Raw genomic sequence first — 21680 nt, 5'->3', positions numbered from 1 at the left:
GGGCGTGCCGGACGGGAGCAGCGGGCCGCGCATCGGCGGGATCCAGCCAGTCCTCGGCGGGCGGAGCGGGCCGCTCCGGGGAGGGGGCGGCGAACGGGTCCGCCTGGTCCGGCTCAGGGGCCGCGGGGCGGGCAGTGGTCGGGTCCGGCTCGGGGGCCGGCGGTCGCGTTCCCGCCCCGGCCGCCGGGTGGGAGCCGAGGGTGACGGGCTCGGCGGCCGCCGGGCCGGCCTGGTGGGACGCGGTGGCGGGCAGCGCGCTCGCCCGCTCCACCTGGTGCGTGCCGGTGGCAACGGTCGTCTCGGCGGACGGCTGGGCGGACCCGTTACGCTGACCATCACCAGGCGCCCCCGTCACCCCGTGCCACTCGAGTGAGCCACTGGGATGACCACCGCACGGGAAAATCCGCCGACTCGCCGACATGTCGGGCTCCGGCCGCAATACAGCCGCCGGAAAAGGGAATCCAGCTAGGGACACCCCGTGTCGCGGCATGCCAGGAGGAGGGCAACCCGTGGATACGACCACAAAGGTGATCGTTCTGGCCGCGGTTCTCGCGGCCGTCGTCCTCGTCTTCGCCGTCGTCGTCCTCGTGCGGCTGGTACGGACGCGGCGCGATCTGAAGCGCGCGGGGCTCCCCGCGGGCCCGCGCTGGGTCTTCTGGGGCGCGGTGCTCTATCTGGTGCTGCCCACCGACTTGGTACCCGACCCGGTGTACCTGGATGACATCGGCGTCCTGCTGCTCGCTCTGCGCACCGTCCGCGGCTCCCTCGGCGAACGGGAGCGCAGTACGGCACACGAACCGGACCGGCAACCGGCAAATAACTACGGAAAGTAAGGAAACCAACCACCCGTTCGATTCGTATAAGTCTCTGGAAGCCGAAACAGGCCGGTGGACGGGGCGGCAACGCCCAGGGGGTCACCGCCTGGTCGGCGCAGTACCGACGAGGGAGAGACGATGCAACCGTTCGCGCTCAACTACGCGCGCCCGGCAGTGGAGTTGGAAGCTGCCATTCCGTACGTGTACGACGCCGGACTGCAGTTGAACGTGCTCCGCGACGGACGGGTCGCGGCCTCAGACTTCGCCCTGTTGAGAGAGTTCGGCACCACGACGTCCACCGCCGGCTCCAAGACGCACTTCGACGACTGACCACGGACCGCCGAAGATGACCGTACTGATCCTCACCTCTGAGGAGGACGTCACCGCGGACATGGTCGTCGTGCATCTGAACGCGACGGGGGTTCCGGTGGTCCGGGTCGATCCCGCGGACCTGACCGGTGGTGTCGCGTTGTCGGGGGAGTTCGTGCACGGCCGGTTCCGCGGCCACCTGTCCGCCGGGGGGCGGCTGGTGAGCATCGGGGGGCTCCGGTCCGTGTGGGTGCGCCGGCCCGGCGTCCCGGCGGCGCGGGCGGCCCAGCCGTCGGCGTGGCTGACCGAGGAGGCCGCCCAGGCGCTCTACGGCATGCTGCGGGGCTCGGACGCGCGCTGGATGAACCATCCCGACGCCGCGCGCCGGGCCCGGCACAAGCCGTGGCAGCTGCGCTTGGCCCAGAGATGCGGCCTGCCCGTGCCCGCGACGCTGATCACGACCTTTCCGCGTGCCGCCCGCGAGTTCGCGGAGCGCTACCCGGAGCTGGTGGTCAAGCCGGTGTCGGGCGCGCATCCGCAGGACCCGCCCCGGGCCGTGCCGACCAGCCGGGTCGCGCCGGAGACGGACTTCTCCGCCGTCGCGTTCGGGCCGACGCTGCTGCAGCGGCGGATCTCCAAGCGGGCCGACATCCGGCTCACCGTCGTGGGTGAGCGGATGCTGGCCGCCCGCAAGGCGACCGCCGAGGACGCGGATCCGGACGATGTCGACGTGCGGTTCGCCGCGCCCGGCTCGCCGTGGCGGCCCGTCGATGTGCCGTCCAGCATCGCGCCGGGGGTCCTGTCCTATCTGCGTGAGGCGGAACTGGCCTACGGGGCCTTCGACTTCGTGGAGGACTCCGACGGGACCTGGTGGTTCCTGGAGTGCAACCAGTCGGGGCAGTTCGGGTTCGTGGAGGTGGAGACGGCCCAGCCGATCGCGCGGACCATCGCCGAGTGGCTGGCCCGGCCCGTTCCGGTCCAGCCGTTGCACGTCAACGGAGCGAACACGACGCTCCGTTGACACCGGGCCCGGTGCAGACCGGGCCCGGGCCCGCCGCCCGGTTCACTGCGGCCGCGGGCCGGGAAGCATGCCCGCGCGCTGCCAGCCGGCTCCCGGGGAGTGCGGACGGTCGTAGCCGAGGGACTGTGAGGGCCGCATGACCAGCTCCAGTTCCCTGCTCACACGTTCGGCCTCGCGGCGCACCTGTGCGGGTACGTCACCGCGCTCCGCGATGAGTCGGTCGTAGATGGGGGAATCCTGGAACACCCGTCAACGTGCCTTTCTGCTCGTCGGCCCCGTGCGGGGGCGAGACTGCGAGTGTAGGCGGCACGGTGTCCCGGAGTGTGAATTCCTTGGGATGACTTGACGCAGACCGGACATCCGTGACAGGCGATGGTGAGCCCTTCTCAGGCTCCTGTGGTGGAACCCGGCCGGACGATCATCAGAACGGTGACCGTGGCCCACAGCAGGTTGAAGACGCCGGTGAACATGGCCAGTCGGGCGGTGCCCCGCCGGTCGACGCCCTGCTCGTCCTTCAGTTGACCCAGGAGTTCTTCCTGGCGGGGCAGGACGAAGGCGATCAGGACGCCGGCGGCCGCCGCGGTGAGGGCGATGGAGGTGACGAGCCATCCGCTGCCGAGGACGCCCATCGCGGCCGCGGTGGCGAACCCGAGGAGGGGGACGGTGAGTCCGACCTTGGCGTAGACGCGGCAGATGCGGTGCAGGAGCGCCGCCGTGCCGGCGCCGGCGGGGGCCGCCTGGCGCACGGCAGGCGGGAACATGCTGGCCGCGACGGTCACGGGACCGATGGCGACGATGGCGGCCAGGACATGGAGAGACAGCAGGATCTTGGTCACCGGGGCTCTTTCCGTGAATGCGGTCGACGGGCCCACGCTAGGACGCCTCCGGGTGACGCCCCATGGGCTGGAACGTCAGCTTCCAACGGGTTCTCGCCATCTCGTCCGGCCTGCGCTTCCGCTTCCGGGCTGACACGATCCCCAGGCCATGGGACCGGCGGGAACACGCCTAGGGTGGCGTTCATGCACTCCGTGGCGATCCTGGTTCTCGATCAAGTGGTGCCCTTCGACATGGCGGCGCCCCAGCAGACGTTCGCCTGGACCCACATGCCGGACGGGCGGCCCGCCTACCGGGTCCGGCTGTGCTCCGAGACGCCCGAGGTGCGCGCGGACGGCGGCTTCACCCTGCGGATCGAGCGGGGGCTGGAGGCACTGGCGGAGGCGGACACCGTCATCGTGCCCGGCTGCTCCCCCGACGCGGCGCCGCCGTCCGCCCGGGTGCTGGCGGCCCTGCGGGAGGCGGCTGCGGCCGGGACCCGGATCGCGTCGGTGTGCGTGGGTGCTTTCGTGCTGGCGGAGGCCGGGCTGCTGGACGGGCTGCGCGCCACCACGCACTGGGTGGCCGCCGCCGAGCTGGCCCGGCGTTTCCCGCTGGTCGAGGTGGAGCCGGACGTGCTGTACGTCGACAACGGGCAGATCCTCACCTCGGCCGGCGCGGCCGCGGCGCTGGATCTGTGCCTGCACATGATCCGGCGCGACCTGGGATCGGCCGTCGCCGCGAACATCGCCCGGATGTCGGTCATGCCGCTGGAACGGGAGGGCGGGCAGGCTCAGTTCATCGTGCACGAGCATCCGCCCGTGCCCCGGGGTTCGGCGCTCGAACCGGTGCTGGAGTGGATCGAGGACCATCTCGCGGACGAGGTGACGCTGGGCACGCTGGCGGCACGGGCGGGGATGAGCGAGCGGACCTTCAGCCGCCGCTTCCGTGAGCAGACCGGCACCACACCGCTGCAGTGGCTGCTGCGGGCGCGGGTGCGGCGCGCCCAGTACCTGCTGGAGAACTCGGACCACTCCGTCGAACGGATCGCGCGCCAGGCGGGATTCGGCTCGCCGACCGCCTTCCGCGAGCGGTTCCGCAAGGTGGCCGGCACCACGCCGTACGCCTACCGCACGGCGTTCCACGGGCGGACGAACGCCTCGGCGGCCCCCTCCTAGGGGCCGCCGAGGCGTGCTGCCCGGTCCGCGCCGGGCCTTTCGTCAGCCCTCAGCCGACCAGCGTCAGACCGTTCTCCCCGTCCGCGTCGGCTGCGTCCGGCCGCCCCTCGGTGAGCAGCAGGACATCCGCCTTGGCAATGGCGTCACTGATGTCGGACGTCCCCATCATCACGCACAGCGTGTAGCTGACGTCCTCCAGTTCGCGTGCCGCCTTCGGCACGTGCCTCTCCGACTGAGCGATCCTCAGCGACGCGTACCGCGTCAGCAGCTCCCTGACGATCTTCCGGTCCGGTACAAGCACGTAGCGCCCCTCTCTGTGTTTTCGCTGCGTATGCCCGAACCACGCGGAAACATTCACACGTTTTTCTCACCTGTAGCTGATTTGACGAGAACTGATCGGATGCGACCGGTATTAGGTGAGCTGGCCCCGGTGCAGTGCGGTGTATGCCCCGCCCTGACGCAGGAGCTCCTCGTGCGTGCCGATCTCCTCGATCCGGCCGTCGCCCATCACCACGATCCGGTCGGCGCCCTGGACGGTGGACAGCCGGTGCGCGACGACGAACGTGGTGCGCCCGTGCAGCAGCCGGGCCAGCCCCGGGGGCGGCGCGTGGCCGTCTCCGGGTCTCAGGATCTGGTCAGGCGGCGTCCAGCTCCGCCAGTTCCTCGGCGGTCAGGGTCAGGTCGGTGGCGGCGAGCGAGTCGCGGATCGTCTCGGGCCGGCTCGCGCCCGGGATCGGGACGACCACCGGCGACTTGGCGAGCATCCAGGCCAGGCACACGCGCTGCGGGCTCACGCCGCGCGCCTCGGCGATCCGGGCGAAGGAGGCGTGGCCCGAGCCCAGTTCACCGGCCCTGGAGATCCCGCCGAGGGGGCTCCAGGGCAGGAACGCGATACCGAGTTCGTCGCACAGGCGCAGTTCCGGCTCGCTGGAGCGGAAGGCCGGGGAGAACTGGTTCTGCACGGAGACCAGGCGCCCGCCGAGGATCTCCTGGGCCTGCCGGATCTGCTCGGGGTTCGCGTTCGAGATGTCGGCCATGCGGATCTTGCCCTCGTCGAGCAGGTCCCGGACGGCGCCGACGGACTCGGCATAGGGGGCGCGCGGGTCGGGGCGGTGGAACTGGTAGAGGCCGATGGCCTCGACGCCGAGCCGGCGCAGGGACTCCTCGCAGGCCGCCTTGAGGTGGCGGGGGCTGCCGTCGAGCGTCCAGCTGCCGTCGCCGGGGCGGAGGTGTCCGCCCTTGGTGGCGACCAGGACGTCACCGCCGCGGTCGTGGGAGGCGAGGGCCTTGGCGATCAGGGTTTCGTTGTGACCGACCTCGTCGGCGTCGCGGTGATAGGCGTCCGCGGTGTCGATCAGGCTCACACCGGCGTCGAGCGCGGCGTGGATGGTGGCGAGGGAGCGTTCCTCGTCCGGTCGCCCCTCGATGGACATGGGCATCGCGCCCAGGCCGATCGCGCTGACCTCGACGTCACCGATGCGGCGGCTGTGCATGGGTTCGTGACCTCTTCCGGCTGTCGGGCGATGGTGCACTCCAGCCTGGACGCCGCGCGGCCGGGGGTCCAACAGAAGAAGGAGAACGCATTCAGCACCCGGGCCGCTGAATCGCGCCCGGCCCTCGAAGCTCTCTTGTCACACCTGGATGAAAGCCGTCACCCGAGGACTCAACTCCCCCACACAGAAAGGCGATCCGTACGGCGCTCCCCGGCCTCGCTGCCATATTCGAGAGCCACTTCGGAGGTGGTTGTGAGCACAGAGGTGACAGCATCCGGTCCGGGGGAGACGGCGACGCACACGCCCGGGGGTACCGCGGAGCGCGTCGCCGGCCTGGAGCACCGCCGGGAGCGGGCGGTGGCCGCGGGAGGGCCGCGCAGACGCGGGGAGTTCTCGGCCCGGGAGCGGATCGACCGGCTCGTGGACAAGGGTTCCTTCACCGAGACCGGCCTGTTCGTCCGGGCCCGGCCCGCGGGGCACGACGCCCGCCGTCCCTACGGCGACGGCGTGGTCACCGGGTACGGCACGGTCGACGGCCGCCCGGTGTGCGTGTTCGCCCAGGACTCCACGGTCTTCGGCGGCAGCATGGGCGAGGCCTTCGGCGAGAAGACCGTCGCCCTGATGGAGCTGGCCCTGAAGACGGGCTGCCCGGTGATCGGCCTGAACGACTCCGGCGGCGCCCGGATCCAGGAGGGTGTCGCCGCTCTCGCCCTCTACGCCGAGCTGGTCCGCCGCAACGTCAAGGCGTCCGGGGTGATCCCGCAGATCTCGGTGGTCCTGGGCCCGTGCGCGGGCGGCGCGGCGTACTCGCCGGCGATCACCGACTTCACGGTGATGGTCGACCGCGCCTCGCACATGTTCGTCACCGGCCCCGACGTCATCGAGACGGTCACGGGCGAGCGCACCACCGCCGAGGAGCTGGGCGGCGCCCGCACCAGCAACACCGTCAACGGCAACGCCCACTTCCTGGCCGCCGACGAGGAGGACGCCCTCGACACCGTGCGGGACCTGCTGTCGTACCTGCCGGCCAACAACCTGGAACGGCCTCCGGAGTACGCCCCCGGGAGCGCTCCGCCCGGGGCCGGGCTCGACGAGGTCGTCCCGGACCGGCTCGGCGAGGCCTACGACATGCGGGACATCCTGCACGCGGTCGTCGACGACGGTGAACTGCTCCCGGTGCAGGAGCTGTTCGCGCCGAACATCATCTGTGCCCTGGCCCGGATCGAGGGCCGCTCGGTGGGCGTCGTCGCCAATCAGCCCCTGCACGCCGCCGGGGTCCTCGACATCGACGCGTCCGAGAAGGCGGCCCGGTTCGTCCGGTTCTGCGACGCGTTCGGCATCCCGCTGCTGACCTTCGCCGACGTGCCCGGATATCTGTCCGGGGTGCGGCAGGAGCAGGCCGGGATCATCCGGCGGGGCGCGAAACTGCTGTACGCCTACGCCGAGGCCACCGTCCCCAAAGTCACGGTCGTGGTGCGCAAGGCCTACGGCGGCGGATACGCGGTGATGGGGTCCAAGCACCTGGGTGCCGACGTCAACCTCGCCTGGCCCACCGCCCGGATCGCCGTGATGGGCGCCGAGGGGGCCGTGGGCGTCCTGCACCGGCGCGAACTCGCCGCGTCCGACGACCCGGAGGCGCTGCGGGCCCGGCTCCTCGCCGCGTACGAACGCACCCACGGCACCCCGTACCTCGCCGCCGAGCGCGGCTATGTCGACGCCGTCATCGCGCCGCGCGAGACGCGGGAGCAGGTCTGCCGCGCCCTGCGCGCGCTGCGCGGCAAACGTGCCCCGATGCCGGAACGCCGGCACGGCAACATCCCCCTCTAGCCGCTCCCTTCCCGCTTCTTTCGTGACCCATAGGCCGATCCGCGCCGTGAGGAGCCCCGCCTGATGGACAGCCGCCCCCCGCTCGCGCCCGATTGCCCCACACTGCCGGACTACGTACAGCACTGGGCCGGGACCACCCCCGACCGCCGGGCTTTCACCTTCGTCGAGCACCCGGCACAGCACTCGCGCGGAGTCCACCGCACCCTGACCTGGCGCCGCCTGGACGTGCGGGTGCGGGCGCTCGGCGCACGCCTCACGGACGAGACGCGCCCCGGGGACCGGGTCGCGCTGCTGTGCCCGCAGGGCACGGAGTACGTGACCGCCTTCCTGGCGGCCCTGGCCGCCGGGCTGGTCGCCGTGCCCCTGTACACACCGGCTCTGCCCGGGCACGCCGACCGGCTCGCGGGCGTCCTGGCCGACGCGTGCCCCTCGGTGGTGGTGACGACGAGCCGGGCCCGGGACGAGGTGCGGGACTTCCTCGGGGAGGGCGGGCCGCGGATCGTCGTCGCGGACGAGGTGCCCGACGACGAGGGCGGCGACTGGCAGCCGGTGACCCCGGACGCCGGGGCGACCGCCTACCTCCAGTACACGTCCGGTTCGACCCGCGCCCCGGCCGGTGTGGAGATCAGCCACGGCAACGTCGTCGCCAACGCCCGCCAGGCACTGGCCGCCTACGGCCTCGACGCCCGCCCGATGACCAGTGTGGGCTGGCTGCCGCTGTACCACGACATGGGGCTGGTGCTCAGTGTCGCGGCGCCGGTGGCACGCGGGGCGCTGTCGGTGCTGATGGACCCGGCGGCGTTCCTGCACGAGCCGGTGCGCTGGCTGCGGCTGCTCGCCGCGCACCCCGGTGCCGTGAGCGCCGCGCCCAACTTCGCCTACGACTACTGCGTCGCGACCGTCACCCCGGACCAGAAGGAGGGTTTGCGGCTGGACAAGGTGACCACGCTGATCAACGGCAGTGAGCCGGTCCGCCCGGGCACGGCCGACCGTTTCCACGCGGCGTTCGCGAACCAGGGCCTGGCGCCCGGGACGCACTGTCCCTCGTACGGGCTGGCCGAGGCCACGGTGTTCGTGTGCGCGGCCCGGCCGGGTGAGCCGCTCAGCCGGTTCGCGCTCGACCGCGACGCCCTGGCGGCCGGCAAGGCCCTGCCCGCCCGGCCCGACGACCCCCGGGCGGTGCTGCTGGCGGGCTGTGGCACTCCGGCGGGTCAGCGGGTCCGGGTCGCCGACCCGGTGTCACGGGCCCTGCTGTCGGAGGGCGAGGTCGGGGAGATCTGGGTGCAGGGGCCGAACGTGGGCCGCGGCTACTGGAACCGGGACTCGGAGGAGGTCTTCGGCGCGGAGTTCGCGGACTCCGCTGCCGGGCCGGGCCGCTGGCTGCGGACGGGTGATCTGGGGACGGTGCTGGAGGGGCACCTGGTCGTCACCGGACGCCTGAAGGATCTGATCATCGTCGACGGGCGCAACCACTACCCGCAGGACGTGGAGGCGACGGCCCAGGAGGCGCACGACGTGATCCGCCGGGACCGCCTCGCCGCCTTCGCCGCGCCGGGCGGCGCAGGCGGCGAGTGCGCCGTGGTCGTGGCGGAGCACGCGCGGAGCGCGCACCTCGCCGGGCTGGACGTGGCGGCCGTGGTGCGTGCCGTGCGCGGTGCCGTCTCCGCCCGGCACGGGCTGCGGCTGGCCGATGTCGTCCTGGTGCCGCCGGGCACGGTGCCGCGTACCTCCAGCGGCAAGGTGTCACGGGCGCTGACCCGCACCCGTTATCTGGAGGGCGCCTACCGCGTGCAGGGCCGGGCGGGTGCGGCGGGATGAGGCCCGTCGACGAGGCCGCGCTGCGCCGGCTGATCGCCGAGCGGGTGGCCGCCTGGAACGGCACGTCCCCGCAGGACGTGCCGATGGACCGGCCCCTCTCGGACCTCGGCATGGCCTCGCGGGATGCCGTCGCCCTGGCCGGTGAGCTGTCCCGCGCCGCCGGCCGGGAGCTGCCGACGACACTGCTGTGGGAGACGCCCACCGGGGAGGCCCTGGTGACGCGGCTGTGCGCCGCGGAGGCGCCGGGGGCCGAGGCGGCCGAGGTGCCGCGTGCCCCGGTCCCGGGCGGGACGGCCGAGCCGGTCGCGGTAGTCGGGGCCGGCTGCCGTCTGCCCGGCGGGGCGCACGGCCCGGACGGCTACTGGCGGTTGCTCAGCGAGGGTACCGACGCGATCCGGCGCGTCCCGGAGGACCGCTGGCGCGACTTCACCGCGTTCCCACCGGCCGACGCTCATCCGTACGGCGGCTATCTCGACGACGTCGCCGGGTTCGACGCGGACTTCTTCCGCATCACCCCGCGCGAGGCCGCGGTGATGGATCCCCAGCAGCGGATCCTGCTGGAGGTCGTCCACGAGGCGCTCGACCACGCCGCCCTGCCGGCCGGGTCCCTGGCGGGTACGGCCACCGGTGTGTTCGTCGGCATCTCGGCGCCGGAGTACGGGCAGCTCACGGGCGCCGACCCGGCCACCGTCGACCCCTGGGCGCCGGCCGGGGGCGCCTTGAGCGTCGCGGCCGGGCGGCTCGCCTACGTCCTGGACACGCGGGGGCCGAGCCTGGCCGTCGACACGGCCTGCTCCTCCTCGCTGGCCGCCGTGCACCAGGCCTGCGTCAGCCTGCGCACGGGCGAGAGCGACACGGCGATCGCGGCCGGGGTCAACCTGCTGCTGTCGCCGGCCGTCACGGTCGCGTTCCGGCGGGCGGGCGCCCTCGCGCCGGACGGCCGGTGCAAGCCGTTCTCGGCGGCGGCCGACGGCATCGGCCGCGGCGAGGGCTGCGCGGCCGTGATCCTGAAGCGGCTGTCCGACGCCGAGCGGGACGGCGACCGGGTGCTGGCCGTCGTCCGCGCCACCGCCGTCAACTCCGACGGCCGCTCGAACGGCCTCATGGCGCCCAACCCGGCCGCCCAGCAGGCGCTGCTGGAGAGGGCGTACGCGCAGGCGGGGCTCCCCGCGGAGCACGTCGACTACGTGGAGGCGCACGGCACCGGCACGCCGCTGGGCGACCCGATCGAGGCGGGCGCCCTCGGCGCGGTGCTGGGCGCGGGACGGGACCCCGACCAGCCGCTGCTGCTGGGGTCCGCCAAGGGCAACCTCGGTCATCTGGAGTCCGCGGCGGGCATCGCGGGCCTGGTGAAGACCGTGCTGGCCCTGCACCACGACACCATCCCGCCGTCCCTGCACTGCGAGCGGGGCAGCTCTCTCACCGATCCGCGGCTGCGGGTGGTGACCGAGCCGGAACCCTGGCCCCGCTACGGCGGCACGGCCGTCGCGGGCGTCTCCGGGTTCGGCTTCGGCGGCACCAACGCCCATGTGGTGCTGGAGGAGGGACCGCCCGGCCTGGCCCCGGCGCGACCGGCCGGGGAACCGGCCGCCCGCGTGCACCTTCTCTCCGACCTCGACGCCGAGCGCCTCCGGGACACGGCCGGCAGGCTCGCCGACCGGCTGCGCGACCGTCCCGCGCACCCCGCGGACGTGGCCCGGACCCTGGCCGGGCGCACGGGCCGGGGCCCCGTGCGCGCCGCCGTGGTCGCCCGCGACCGCGACGAACTGGCCGACGCCCTGGCGGAGTTGGCGGCCGGGCGGCCGGACGCGCGGGTGACGACCGGTGGGCACGACCGGGTGGGGCGGGGCACGGTGTGGGTGTTCTCCGGCTACGGCAGCCAGTGGCCCGGCATGGGGCGCCGGCTGCTGGCCGAGGAACCCGCGTTCGCCGCCGCCGTCGAGAAACTCGACCCGCAGCTCGCCCCGGAGTGCGGTCTGTCCCTGTACGACCACCTGGCCTCGGGCGACGGCTTCGACCGCCTGGAGGTCGCCCAACCGGTGCTGTTCGGCCTGCAGTTGGCGCTCGCCGAGCTGTGGCGCTCCTACGGTGTCGAGCCCGCCGCCGTGATCGGCCACTCCATGGGCGAGGTGGCGGCGGCGGTGTGCGCGGGCGCGCTGGACGTGGCGGACGGGGCGCGTGTGATCGCCGTGCGGGCCCGGCTGCTGAGCGGCCTGCGCGGTGGCGCGATGGCCGTGGTGGACCTGGACGACACCGAACTGGACGCGCTGGCACGGGACTTCCCGGGGGTGCAGGTCGCCGTGCACTCCTCCCCCCGGCAGAAGGTCGTCACGGGTGAGGAGGCGGCGGTGGCCGGGCTCGTGCGCCGGCTGGAGGGGCAGGGCAGGGCGGCGCGGGCCATGCGGGTGGTCGGCGCCGGGCACTCGCCACAGGTGGACGGGCTGCTGCCGGAGCTGGTGGACGAGCTGTCGGGCATCCGGGCACGCCGGCCCCGTGTCCCGGTCCATTCCACGGTCCTCGACGACCCGCGCGGCAACTGCCTCTTCGACGCCGCACACTGGGCGGCCAACCTGCGGCGGCCCGTACGGCTGGACCGGGCGCTCGCGTCGGCCGCGGCCGACGGCCACACGGCCTTCGTGGAGATCTCCCCCCACCCGGTGCTGACCGGGGCCGTCGCCGACACCGTGCCCGGCGCCCTCGCCCTGGGCACGCTGCGCCGGGACGCGGACGGGTCGGAGGCGTTCGCCGGGCAGCTGGGCGCCCTGTACGCGGCGGGACAGCGGCTTCCCGTGCCGCCGGGGCGGGTCATCGACCTGCCGCTGCCCCGGTGGCGGCACGTACGGCACTGGTGGACGGACGGCCGGACGGCTCACACCGCGCCACCGCCGGATGAATCTCCGGCAGCGGTGCCGGAACCCACCTCGGTGCTGGCCCGCCTGACCCACCACACCGCGTCCGTCACCGGCCACTCCCCCGCCCGTATCACTCCGGGCACCGCGTGGACCGACCTCGGGCTGGACTCGCTGATGGCCGTCCGCGTCCGCACGGCGGTGGAGCGTGAGTTCGGCATCGAACTGCCCCTGCGCGAGTTGTTCGCCGCCGTCACCGTCGAGGACGCGGCCGCCCGCATCGAGCGGGCCCTCCCCCGCGACGACACCCCCGTGCGGCCTCTGCGCGCCACCGGCTCGCGGCCGCCGCTCTTCCTCGTCCATGCCGCCGGCGGCCCGGTGAGCGTCTACCGGACGCTCACCGAACGCCTCGGCGAGGACCAGCCGGTGTACGGGCTGGAGCGGATCGAGGAGGCCAGGACCGTGCCCGAGAAGGCACGGCGCTACGCCGAGGCGATCAACGCCGTCCGCCCCGACGGCCCCTGCCTGCTGGGCGGCTGGTCCTTCGGCGGCTTCGTCGCCCAGGAGGCCGCGCGGCAACTGACCGCCGCCGGGCGTCAGGTGCGGCTGGTCGTGCTCATCGACTCCGTACGGCCCCTCCCCCGCCCGGGGCTGACCCGCGCGGACCGGATCCGGGCGCACTTCGAGGGTTTCGCCCGCCACGTCGCCGACACCTACGGCGTGCGCCTGGAGCTGCCGTACGACGAACTCGTGGCCATCGACGACGACACGGCCCGCATCGACGCCGTGCTTCGCGCCCTGCGCGAGGCCGCCGACGTGCCGCCGGCGGCCCTGGAGCACCAGCGAGCCTCCTACCTGGACATGGGCGTCGGCGAGGAGCACCGGCCCGGCGGCTATGCCGGGCCGGTGCTCCTCTACCGCGCCACCGAGGCCGCGCCGCACACCGTGCGCGACCCGGCGTACGAGCGGGACGACGCGGCGCTCGGCTGGGACGAGGTGTGCCCGCGTCTGGAGGTGGTGCCGGTGCCCGGTCACCATCTGTCGCTGCTCGATCCGCCGCACGTCGACGAGATCGCCACCCACCTGAGCCGGACGCTCGCCGAGCCGTCCCCCTGACCTGGAACCCGAGGAGCCGTCATGCCCGACCTGCCGCAGCAGCCCGCCGCCGGAATGTCCCGGCGTACCGTCGCCAGAGCGGCGGCAGCCGCCGGTCTCGCCGCCCTGTTCGGGGCCGCTGCCACGACGCCTTCCCCGGCGGCCACCCGTCTCGGGCCCCGCACCCGGGACGTGTCCGTGCCTTCCGCCGCGCTCGGCCGCAGCGCGCCGGTCCGGCTGATCCTGCCGTCGGATTTCGGGACGCGCCCGGAGAAGAAGTACCCCGTGCTGTACCTGCTGCACGGCGCCCACGACGACTACACGTCCTGGACCCGCGAGACGGACATCGAGGCGTTCACCGCCGGCCGCGACCTGATCGTGGCGATGCCGGACGCGGGCCCCACCGGCATTCCGAGCGTCTGGCGCGGCGGCCCCGACTACGAGACCTTCCAGGTGCAGGAGGTGCCGGCGCTGCTCGCCCGCGACTACCGGGCCTCCGGCGTGCGGGCGGTCGCCGGCGTCTCCACCGGCGGCTACGGGGCGATGGCGCACGCGGCCCGCCACCCCGGGGCGTTCACCGCGGCGGCCTCCTACAGCGGCATCCTCGACACCACGGCGCCCGGGGTTCCCGCCATCATGGACGCGATCGTGGCCCGCGAGAACCTGCCGGCCGCGTCCCTGTGGGGCAATCCGGTGTTCAACCTCCTGACGTGGCGCGACTTCAACCCTCGTGCCCGCGCCACCGGGCTGCGCGGCACCGCCCTGTACGTGTCGCAGGGCAGCGGGGTGGGGGGCGGTGGCGATCCGCTGCCCGGGATTCTGGAAAGCGCCCTGTGGCCCTCGGCCCAGGGCTTCGCCCGCACGCTGGCCCTCATGGGGATCCAGGCCACCACGCACTTCTACGGGGGCGGCGGGCACGACTGGGCGCACTGGAAGCCGGAGTTCACGGCCTCGTGGCCTGTCCTCGCCCGTGCGCTGGGCGTGCCCGAGTGACGGGGGTGCCGTCGGGGCACGGAACGGGGCGGAGGGGTCGTCCGTCCAACACGGGACTCCCCACTCGTCCCACGGGTGACAGCCCGCGGGTGAGCCGCTTCCGGTCGAAAGGAGTGTCCGTGATGGCTGTGCCCACCCCGCACGGCGTGCCGGACCACCCCACCGCGCCTCCCCAGGTCCCGCCGGAGCTGGCGGAGCTGCTGCGGGCGAATCTGGCGGCCGTCGCCGACGAGGTGGAGGAGGAGGTCCGCCGCCAGGTCCCCGAGTACGCCCGGCCCGCCGACGGCACGTACCTCCGGAACCTGCGGTCCGGGGTGGTGCAGGCGCTGACCCTGTTCGTCGACCACATCGCCGACCCGCGCGACGACGCGGGTGCGATCGCGGCGACGTACTACGAACTGGGGCGGGGCGAGGCCCTGGAGGGCCGCAGCCTGGACGCACTGCAGTCCGCGCTGCGGGTCGGCGGCCTGTGCGCCTGGCGGCAGATGGGCCGAACGGCGGAGGAACTCGGCCTGGACTCCACGGTCGTGGCCGCGCTGGGGGAGCTGGCGTTCCGGACCGTGCACGAGGTCGCCCAGGCGGCCGCGTCCGGCTACGCGGAGGCCCAGCTGCGCAGCTCCGACGAGCTGGAACGGCGCCGCAAGCGCCTGCTCGACCTGCTCCTGGAGGACGGGCCGGTGGCGCTGGAGGCCGTGCAGGACCTCGCGCACAGCGCACGCTGGCCGGTGCCGCGTACGGTCGCCGTCGTGGCGCTCGCGGCGGCGCCGGACCGGCGGGAGGAGGACCGGCCGCTGGCGGCGGCGGGCGCGCTGGTGGACATGGGGTCCCGCCCGCCGCGCATGCTGGTGCCCGACCCGGAGGGCGCGGGCGGCATCGGCGGCCGGGCGTTCACACTGGCGCTGCGCGGCCGACCGGCCGCGATCGGCCCGGCGGTCGCGGTCACCGAGGCCGCGCAGTCGCTGCGCCTGGCCACCCGGGCGCTCGGTCTGATGGGCCGTGGGGTGCTCCCCCGCCAGGGCGTGGTGCGCTGCTCGGAGCACCTGTCGACGCTGCTGCTGCACGGCGACGAGCCGCTGCTGGAGCGCCTCCAGGCACGGGTCCTCGCTCCCCTCGACACGGTCTCGGCGGGGCAGCGCGACCGGCTCGCCGAGACCCTGCTGGCCTGGCTGCTCAGCGGCAGCAACGTGCCGGACGTCGCCGCACGGCTGCACATCCACCCGCAGACGGTCCGCTACCGCCTGCGCCAGCTGGAGAAGCTCTTCGGTGACGCCCTGCACGACCCGGAGACCCGCCTCGACCTCATTCTCGCGTTGCGCGCGGAATCACTGCACACACGGCAGAACTGACTCCCCGGATTCAGACGGCGTACTCAATCGGCGACAAAAATCAGCGGCGTTTCCATAATTCCATCCATAACAGCGGGAGCGACAAAGCCAATACGTTCGGGGCGTCCTTTTTCGCAGGCGCTTCACGCGCCTCCCACGCGGAGGATCCCCCATGCGTATCCGTATGTGTCTCGCGGCGCTCTCGCTGGCCGGCGGGGCCGGACTCACCACCCTCGCGGCTCCCCCGGCCTTGGCCGCGGCCTGCTCGGACGTCGAGGTCGTCGCGGCCCGCGGCACCTTCGAGCCGGGCACGCTCGGCTTCATCGTCGGCGACCCGGTGTACTCCGCCCTGCAGAAGAAGGCGGTGGGCAAAAGCCTGTCCAGCTACAAGGTGAACTACCCCGCCGACCTCTCCCCGACGTCCGCGGCACAGGGAAATCTGGATCTGGTGAACCATGTGAAGAGCCGGGCCGCCGCCTGCCCCGGCCAGAAGTTCGTTCTCGTCGGCTATTCGCAGGGCGCGAACGTCGTCGACAACTCGATCGGCATCAGCAGTGCCGGTGCGGTGGTCGGCAGCCCCATCGTGGCCACGCTGCCCGCGGCGGTGGAGCCGAAGGTCGCCGCGGTGCTGCTGTTCGGCAACCCGATCCGGGCGCTCGGCAAGAGCGTCACGGGCACCTACCAGAGCCGCACGCTCGACCTCTGCGCCGAGGGCGACCCCGTATGCGAGAACGGCGGGGGCGACGTCGGGGCGCACCTGAGCTACCGCGACGACGCCGAGGAGGCGGCCGCCTTCGCCGCGGGCAGGCTCTGAGCCCGCGTCACACCAAGGGGCCCGGGAGGAGATCCTCCCGGGCCCCGGGCGTGTGCGTGTACGGACTAGGGCTGCTGACGTGGTGACCGTGCGAAGCCGGCGAGGGCGGTGGAGACGGGCTCGGGCCGGCCGTCGTTCTGCACGGGCGCGGCGGTCAGGACGTCGAGGTGCTGGTAGCCGTCGGCGATCACGGGGTGCAGTTCGGCCGGGACCCGGCCGGCCAGCAGGCCCTCACCGGCGAGCACGGTGAGCACCGGGTTGGCCTTGAGCCCCTCGGGGTGCACGACGCGCTTCTTCACCTGCGGGGATGTGGCCAGCTGGAGGTCCGTGACCAGCTTGGTCGGGAAGTACTGCTCGGTGAAGTCCAGCGGCTGCTCGGCGAGGCTGCGGGCCAGTTGCCGTATGTCGGTGACCTCCTCGCCGGCGCCGGTGAACGGGGTGCCGTCGGCGGAGCGGTACCCGGGGTCGTCCGGGTCGTCGACGCGGTCGTAGTTGCGCCAGGTGTAGAGCGGGCCCTGCGGCCGGTCCGGGATGGCCTTGTACGCGGTGCCGTACGGTCCGGCCTGCCGGTCACCGCCGTTGGCGACGGGGAAGCTCTTGTCGGCGATGGGTCCGCCGTCGAAGAAGCCCACGCTGGTCTGCAGGAACGCCAGCGGCACGGAGTTGTCGTCCAGCAGCGCCCCGAGCACGGCCGCGTTGGTGAGCCGGAAGTCCTTCACCGCGGGCTTGCCGCTGAGGAAGGCGGCGGTGTCCTTGGCGAACAGGAAACGGTTCGTGGCCTCGATGTTCAGGTTGGAGGGCAGGTAGCGGGGCAGGTCGGCCTCGCCCTCCAGGTCGTCGAGGGCACCGAGACCGGCGATGCCGAGCAGGGTCATGGTCTCGGGGTTGAGCAGCACCGGCGCGGACAGGGTGCGCGGCAGCACCCCGCTGTCCAGCCCGGCCTGCACGACGCCGTAACCGAGGCCGATGTCGGGCAGGTTGGTCTCGTCCGGGATGCTGCCGCTGAGGTCGGCCAGCGAGGTGGAGACGGTCGTGTCGAGGGCGAAGTAGCCGGCGCACTGGTTGTACCCGGCGTCCGCCGTCGTGGCGCGGTCGCCGTCGAAGTCGGCTGCGGCGAAGTACCCGGTGATCACACCGCCCAGCGAGTGACCGCCGCACAGCACCTTCTGCTTGCGCTGCGCCTGGGAGGGCAACTCGGCGGTCAGCAGGTCGTACTGGTCGCGTACGGTCTGTTCGATCCCGAGCTTCGCCATCCAACCCAGCTGCGCGTTGCCGGTGAAGCCGGCGAAGGTCCGGCCGCCGACCTGCTTGCCACGGTAGTAGTAGTCGACCGCGGTGTGCTGGTCGCCGGAGGCGATACCGGTGCGGTCCTCCAGGCAGTTGGAGCGCCGGTCCAGCGCCCAGAACTCGATGTGCCGCCCTTGCTCGGCGGCGCGCTCGACGGTGTTGCGGGCGACGCTGTCGAACGCCCCGGCCCCTTCCAGGATCCCGGGCTGGGCGATGAGGATCCGGTCGGCGTCGGCCGACGCGGCCGGCCCGGCGGCGGAGCGGAAGCGCAGGTACGACAGCCAGTCGCAGGCGGCCGGGCGAGGCCCCGCCGACTCCGGCAGCGGCACCTTCACCCGCACCATCGACTCCGTCACTCCGGTCACCGGCGACGTCGACTTCACCGGCGTCTCGGTGCGCGCCCCGTCGGCGTGGGCGCCCGGGGCGGCGGCCGTGAGCGTTCCGGCACTCAGCAGCACCGCCAGCACGGCACCGCGCCACTTCCCTCTGTGCGTACGGTTCATGTCCATGCCACGGACGCTAGGGCGCCGGTGGAGGCGCTCTCAGGGAGTGCTGATGAGAACTCAGCTTCCGGATCGCGCCTTGTCACCGGCGCACAGCGCGCCCGGCACCGGCACGCGAGGACGGGCCGGTACCGCTTCTGGACGCCACCGAGCTGCGAACCGGCCGTTTCGGGAGCATGGTGGGGCTATGGACGGTCAACCCCCTGTGGTCGTGCAGCCGCCCGCGACGGACGGCGGACGGCTGGTGACCATCCACGGTGAGCGCATGGGCGTCGCCTACAGCCTCTTCGACGTGCTGGACCTGCTGCACCGCGAGGGCCTGCCCACCACGGACACGGCCGTCGACGACACCGAACTGATCGAGTGGCAGGGCGGCGGCCCGTACGACTGGAACAGCGGAGCGTCCGACGAGGCGTGAGCGCTCGCACGCGTCGCCGCCCCGGCAGGTGCTCGACCGAACGCTCCCCGCCCCGGACACGGCCGGTCGCTGCTCGTCCCGGCGGGCGGCCGACGGCCCGACCGTAGGGAACAACAGCGCGTCCGACGCGACGACCCGTGAGCCCTCGTGTTCCGGCCGATGCGTGCCAGGAGGACGCCCCCGGCAGCAGACGCGGTGGTCCGGCCCGCCGCACGACTCGGAGAACCGGCGGCCATGCCCCTCTCCCCCCGGAAGCCGACGCTTCCCGGCGCGGCCGGCCCCTCCCCGGGCAGGCAGGGAAACCGCCCGGGGACACCCCCGGACACGGAAACCGCCCGGCCCGCCCCCTCAGCCCGAGTCAGCCTCTACGCCCCCGGCAAGCCGGTCCAGGCGGGCGCGATGGGCGGGGGTCAGTGTCAGGCCGGCCGCTGCGAGGTTCTCCTCCAGATGCCCGGTCCGGGCCGTGCCCGGGATCGGCAGGACGACCGGCGCACGGTCGAGGAGCCAGGCGAGCGAGACCTGCGTGGGCGTGGCCCCGAGCTCGGCCGCCACCGCGGAGATCTCGCCCTCGGCCCCCGCCTTCCCCCAGGCCACGGGCCGCCACGGCAGGAAGGCGATACCGGCCGCCGCACAAGCGTCGAGCACCGGCTCGTGCTCCCGGTCGAGCAGGTTGTAGCGGTTCTGCACGCTCACGACGTCGACGAGCTCCCTGGCCCGCCCCAGCTCCTCGACGGTGACCTCCGACAGCCCGATCCGGCCGACCAGGCCTTCGGTCTGGAGCTCCCGCAGCGTGCCGAGCTGGTCGGCGAGCGGCGTGTCGGGGTCGATGCGGTGCAGCTGGAGCAGTTCGATCCGCTCGGTCCGCAGCCGGCGCAGGGCCTGCCGGACCTGGTCGCGCAGGATCTCCGGCCGTCCGTCGAGCTTCCAGTCCCCACCGGGGCCGGTGCGCGCGACACCGACCTTGGTGGTGATCAGCAGGCCCTCCGGGTAGGGGTGAAGGGCCTCGGCGAGGAGCTCCTCATTGGCTCCGCCGCCGTACAGGTGCGCCGTGTCGATCAGCGTCACGCCCAGCTCCACGGCGCGCCGGGCCACCGCGAGGGCGTTCTCCCGGGCGGGGCCGGGCTCGGTGGGCAGATGCATCGCCCCGAAACCGAGCCGACGTACGTCCAGATCCCCGCCGATGCGGAATGTCGATGACACGAACCGCTGCCTCCCCTTCTACTCAAGCGGCCACGTTAACAGCGCAGTTGGTGACGGCACCGATGGTGGCGAACCTTGACCCCGCCGAGGGCGCGGGCGGCTCGACGAGCCGTTGCCGGTGCCTGGCGATACGCTGCGCGGACACGACTTTTGCCCCCTTCTGGGAGGTTCTCATGGCCTCGCGCCTCAACCCGTACCTCAACTTCAACGGCGACGCCCGGCAGGCGATGGAGTTCTACAAGGAGGTCTTCGGCGGCACGCTCAACCTCAACAGCTACGGAGAGTTCGGGCAGGCGGACGCCCCGAACGCCGACAAGATCATGCACGGCATGCTGGAGACCACCAGCGGCTTCACCCTGATGGGCGCCGACAACCCACCGGGCATGGAGTCGGAGCAGGGCGGTTCCTACTCCGTGAGCCTCAGCGGTGACGACGACGCCGAGCTGCGCGGCTACTGGGAGAAGCTGTCCGAGGGCGGTTCGGTCGCGGTGCCGCTGGAGAAGCAGATGTGGGGCGACGTGTTCGGCATGTGCACGGACCGGTTCGGCGTCCCGTGGATGGTCAACATCAGCACGGAGAACTGAGCAGCCGGGCAGGGCGGTCCGGGACCGTCCGCCCGAGGCCGCTCGTACACACCGTTCAGCACCGGTGCGTACGAGCGGCCTTCTTTTGTTGGTACGTCCTGACAAAGCTGTTGACATCCCCCGGAGACGCCCGCATAGTACCTGCCACTAGAGCGCGCTAGTGGCGCGCTCCAGTCATCGAGAACGCAGGGGTCCGCACCCAGGACCACCGCACCACCATGACCGCCGCCGCCCCGGGCGCCCACCCACCGCCCGCACTCCCGGACCGGGCGCGGCCCCCTCGTCCCAGCACAGTGAGGTGCACCCGACATGCGCAGACACCACAGAGCCACCGCCCTGACCACCGCAGCCCTCGCCGGCGCCCTGCTCGCCGCGGGCTGCTCCAGCGGCTCGGGCGGGAAGAAGTCGGAGGCCGGCGGCACCGACGCCGCCGCGGGCAAGGCCACGACCCCGCGGATGACCGTCGCCCTGATCACCCACGCGGCACCGGGCGACACGTTCTGGGACCTGATCCGCAAGGGCGCCCAGGCCGCCGCCGCGAAGGACAACATCAAGCTCGTCTACTCCAGCGACCCCGTGGCCGGGAACCAGGCCAACCTCGTGCAGAACGCCATCGACCAGAAGGTCGACGGCATCGCCCTCACCGCCGCCAAGCCCGACGCGATGAAGGGCGTGGTGGCGAAGGCCAAGGCGGCCGGCATCCCCGTCGTCGGCTTCAACTCCGGCCTGGACGACTGGAAGGAACTCGGCATGCTGGAGTACTTCGGCCAGGACGAGAACATCGCGGGGCAGGCGTTCGGCGAGCGTCTGAACCAACTGGGCGCCAAGCACGCCGTCTGCGTCATACAGGAGCAGGGCCAGGTCGCGCTGGAGGCCCGCTGCGCAGGACTGAAGAAGGGCTTCGAGGGCACGACGGAGAACCTGTACGTCAACGGCACGGACATGCCCTCGGTGAAGTCGACGCTGACCGCCAAGCTCCAGAAGGACTCCTCCATCGACCAGGTCGTCACGCTCGGCGCCCCGGTCGCCCTCACCGCCGTGCAGTCGGTGAAGGACGCGGGCAGCAAGGCGAAGGTCGCCACGTTCGACCTCAACAAGGACCTGGTCGGGGCCATCCAGGGCGGCGGCATCGAGTTCGCCGTCGACCAGCAGCCCTACCTCCAGGGCTACCTGGCGGTGGACGCGCTGTGGCTGTACAGGACGAACGGCAACGTCAGCGGCGGCGGCACCGCTCCCGTGCTCACCGGACCGGCCTTCGTCACGAAGGACAACGTCGACAGCGTCGCGGAGTTCGCCAAGAAGGGCACGCGCTGACGGAACCGGGCGGCGGGGCCGGGC

Annotated in this window: 20 protein-coding genes and 1 pseudogene; 14 read left to right on the top strand and 7 right to left on the bottom strand. The window is 73.1% G+C overall.

The window, feature by feature from the left end; all coding sequences use genetic code 11:
- The first annotated feature begins 200 nt into the window (after nucleotides 1-200).
- The 4 genes from HNR57_RS40335 to tgmB all read left to right on the top strand — a co-directional run bounded on the left by HNR57_RS40335 (nucleotide 201) and on the right by tgmB (nucleotide 2145).
- Nucleotides 201-332, top strand: coding sequence for a hypothetical protein (locus HNR57_RS40335; protein WP_281403912.1), 132 nt, complete (start codon nucleotides 201-203; stop codon nucleotides 330-332).
- 177 nt (nucleotides 333-509) lie between these two features.
- Nucleotides 510-833, top strand: a complete 324-nt coding sequence (locus HNR57_RS25240; protein WP_184563160.1) for a YkvA family protein — start codon at nucleotides 510-512, stop codon at nucleotides 831-833.
- 120 nt (nucleotides 834-953) lie between these two features.
- Complete coding sequence (gene tgmA, locus HNR57_RS25235) at nucleotides 954-1145, top strand: putative ATP-grasp-modified RiPP (protein ID WP_033312495.1); 192 nt, start codon at nucleotides 954-956, stop codon at nucleotides 1143-1145.
- Nucleotides 1146-1161: 16 nt separating this feature from the next.
- A complete protein-coding gene (gene tgmB, locus HNR57_RS25230; RefSeq protein WP_184563158.1) occupies nucleotides 1162-2145 on the top strand; it encodes an ATP-grasp ribosomal peptide maturase in 984 nt (327 codons plus the stop codon).
- A gap of 42 nt (nucleotides 2146-2187) precedes the next feature.
- On the opposite strand, the gene HNR57_RS25225 is transcribed toward tgmB, so the two are convergent.
- Nucleotides 2188-2391 carry a hypothetical protein gene (locus tag HNR57_RS25225; protein ID WP_031111422.1) on the bottom strand — a complete coding sequence of 68 codons (204 nt, stop codon included), beginning with the start codon at nucleotides 2389-2391 and terminating at the stop codon, nucleotides 2188-2190.
- Nucleotides 2392-2531: 140 nt separating this feature from the next.
- Complete coding sequence (locus HNR57_RS25220; protein ID WP_184563156.1) at nucleotides 2532-2981, bottom strand: hypothetical protein; 450 nt, start codon at nucleotides 2979-2981, stop codon at nucleotides 2532-2534.
- Between the two features lie 183 nt (nucleotides 2982-3164).
- On the opposite strand from HNR57_RS25220, the gene HNR57_RS25215 reads away from it, so the two are divergent.
- Nucleotides 3165-4136, top strand: coding sequence for a GlxA family transcriptional regulator (locus HNR57_RS25215; protein ID WP_184563154.1), 972 nt, complete (start codon nucleotides 3165-3167; stop codon nucleotides 4134-4136).
- Between the two features lie 49 nt (nucleotides 4137-4185).
- Here the strand turns inward: HNR57_RS25215 and HNR57_RS25210 are convergent, their stop codons facing one another.
- From HNR57_RS25210 to HNR57_RS25200, 3 genes and pseudogenes are all read right to left on the bottom strand, one after another.
- Nucleotides 4186-4437, bottom strand: coding sequence for a DUF5133 domain-containing protein (locus HNR57_RS25210; RefSeq protein WP_031143776.1), 252 nt, complete (start codon nucleotides 4435-4437; stop codon nucleotides 4186-4188).
- 111 nt (nucleotides 4438-4548) lie between these two features.
- A pseudogene (locus HNR57_RS25205) lies at nucleotides 4549-4728 on the bottom strand (ABC transporter ATP-binding protein); the annotation flags it as partial.
- 43 nt (nucleotides 4729-4771) lie between these two features.
- Nucleotides 4772-5629 carry an aldo/keto reductase gene (locus HNR57_RS25200; RefSeq protein WP_184563152.1) on the bottom strand — a complete coding sequence of 286 codons (858 nt, stop codon included), beginning with the start codon at nucleotides 5627-5629 and terminating at the stop codon, nucleotides 4772-4774.
- Between the two features lie 246 nt (nucleotides 5630-5875).
- Here HNR57_RS25200 and HNR57_RS25195 point away from each other — a divergent pair, with 246 nt between their 5' ends.
- The 6 genes from HNR57_RS25195 to HNR57_RS25170 all read left to right on the top strand — a co-directional run bounded on the left by HNR57_RS25195 (nucleotide 5876) and on the right by HNR57_RS25170 (nucleotide 16350).
- Complete coding sequence (locus HNR57_RS25195; protein WP_376772284.1) at nucleotides 5876-7456, top strand: acyl-CoA carboxylase subunit beta; 1581 nt, start codon at nucleotides 5876-5878, stop codon at nucleotides 7454-7456.
- Between the two features lie 63 nt (nucleotides 7457-7519).
- Nucleotides 7520-9274 (top strand): fatty acyl-AMP ligase, encoded by a 1755-nt coding sequence (locus HNR57_RS25190; RefSeq protein ID WP_184563148.1) that lies wholly within the window; start codon nucleotides 7520-7522, stop codon nucleotides 9272-9274.
- Complete coding sequence (locus tag HNR57_RS25185) at nucleotides 9271-13239, top strand: type I polyketide synthase (RefSeq protein ID WP_184563146.1); 3969 nt, start codon at nucleotides 9271-9273, stop codon at nucleotides 13237-13239. Before HNR57_RS25190 ends, HNR57_RS25185 begins: the two co-directional genes overlap by 4 nt.
- Before the next feature lie 21 nt (nucleotides 13240-13260).
- On the top strand, nucleotides 13261-14211 hold the full coding sequence (locus HNR57_RS25180) for an alpha/beta hydrolase (protein ID WP_184563144.1): 951 nt from the start codon (nucleotides 13261-13263) through the stop codon (nucleotides 14209-14211).
- Nucleotides 14212-14333: 122 nt separating this feature from the next.
- Nucleotides 14334-15557, top strand: a complete 1224-nt coding sequence (locus HNR57_RS25175) for a PucR family transcriptional regulator (protein ID WP_184563142.1) — start codon at nucleotides 14334-14336, stop codon at nucleotides 15555-15557.
- 151 nt (nucleotides 15558-15708) lie between these two features.
- Nucleotides 15709-16350, top strand: coding sequence for a cutinase family protein (locus HNR57_RS25170; protein ID WP_184563140.1), 642 nt, complete (start codon nucleotides 15709-15711; stop codon nucleotides 16348-16350).
- A 65-nt stretch (nucleotides 16351-16415) separates the two neighbouring features.
- Here HNR57_RS25170 and HNR57_RS25165 read toward each other — a convergent pair whose 3' ends face one another.
- Nucleotides 16416-18146, bottom strand: coding sequence for a hypothetical protein (locus HNR57_RS25165; protein ID WP_184563139.1), 1731 nt, complete (start codon nucleotides 18144-18146; stop codon nucleotides 16416-16418).
- A gap of 181 nt (nucleotides 18147-18327) precedes the next feature.
- On the opposite strand from HNR57_RS25165, the gene HNR57_RS25160 reads away from it, so the two are divergent.
- Nucleotides 18328-18558 (top strand): hypothetical protein, encoded by a 231-nt coding sequence (locus tag HNR57_RS25160; protein WP_104788031.1) that lies wholly within the window; start codon nucleotides 18328-18330, stop codon nucleotides 18556-18558.
- Nucleotides 18559-18906: 348 nt separating this feature from the next.
- Here the strand turns inward: HNR57_RS25160 and HNR57_RS25155 are convergent, their stop codons facing one another.
- Nucleotides 18907-19758, bottom strand: a complete 852-nt coding sequence (locus tag HNR57_RS25155) for an aldo/keto reductase (protein WP_313674673.1) — start codon at nucleotides 19756-19758, stop codon at nucleotides 18907-18909.
- A 173-nt stretch (nucleotides 19759-19931) separates the two neighbouring features.
- Here HNR57_RS25155 and HNR57_RS25150 point away from each other — a divergent pair, with 173 nt between their 5' ends.
- The gene (locus tag HNR57_RS25150; protein WP_184563137.1) at nucleotides 19932-20342 is read left to right on the top strand and encodes a VOC family protein; all 411 of its coding nucleotides are present in this window, start codon (nucleotides 19932-19934) and stop codon (nucleotides 20340-20342) included.
- Between the two features lie 309 nt (nucleotides 20343-20651).
- Entirely contained in the window at nucleotides 20652-21656 is a 1005-nt protein-coding gene (locus HNR57_RS25145) for a sugar ABC transporter substrate-binding protein (RefSeq protein ID WP_184563135.1), read from the top strand.
- Nucleotides 21657-21680 lie beyond the last annotated feature (24 nt).

Source organism: Streptomyces paradoxus (assembly GCF_014202475.1).
In the GTDB taxonomy this organism is placed as follows: Bacteria; Actinomycetota; Actinomycetes; order Streptomycetales; family Streptomycetaceae; genus Streptomyces; species Streptomyces paradoxus.
Note: the sequence above shows the minus strand (reverse complement) of the source record. Positions and strands in the feature narration are given on the sequence as shown.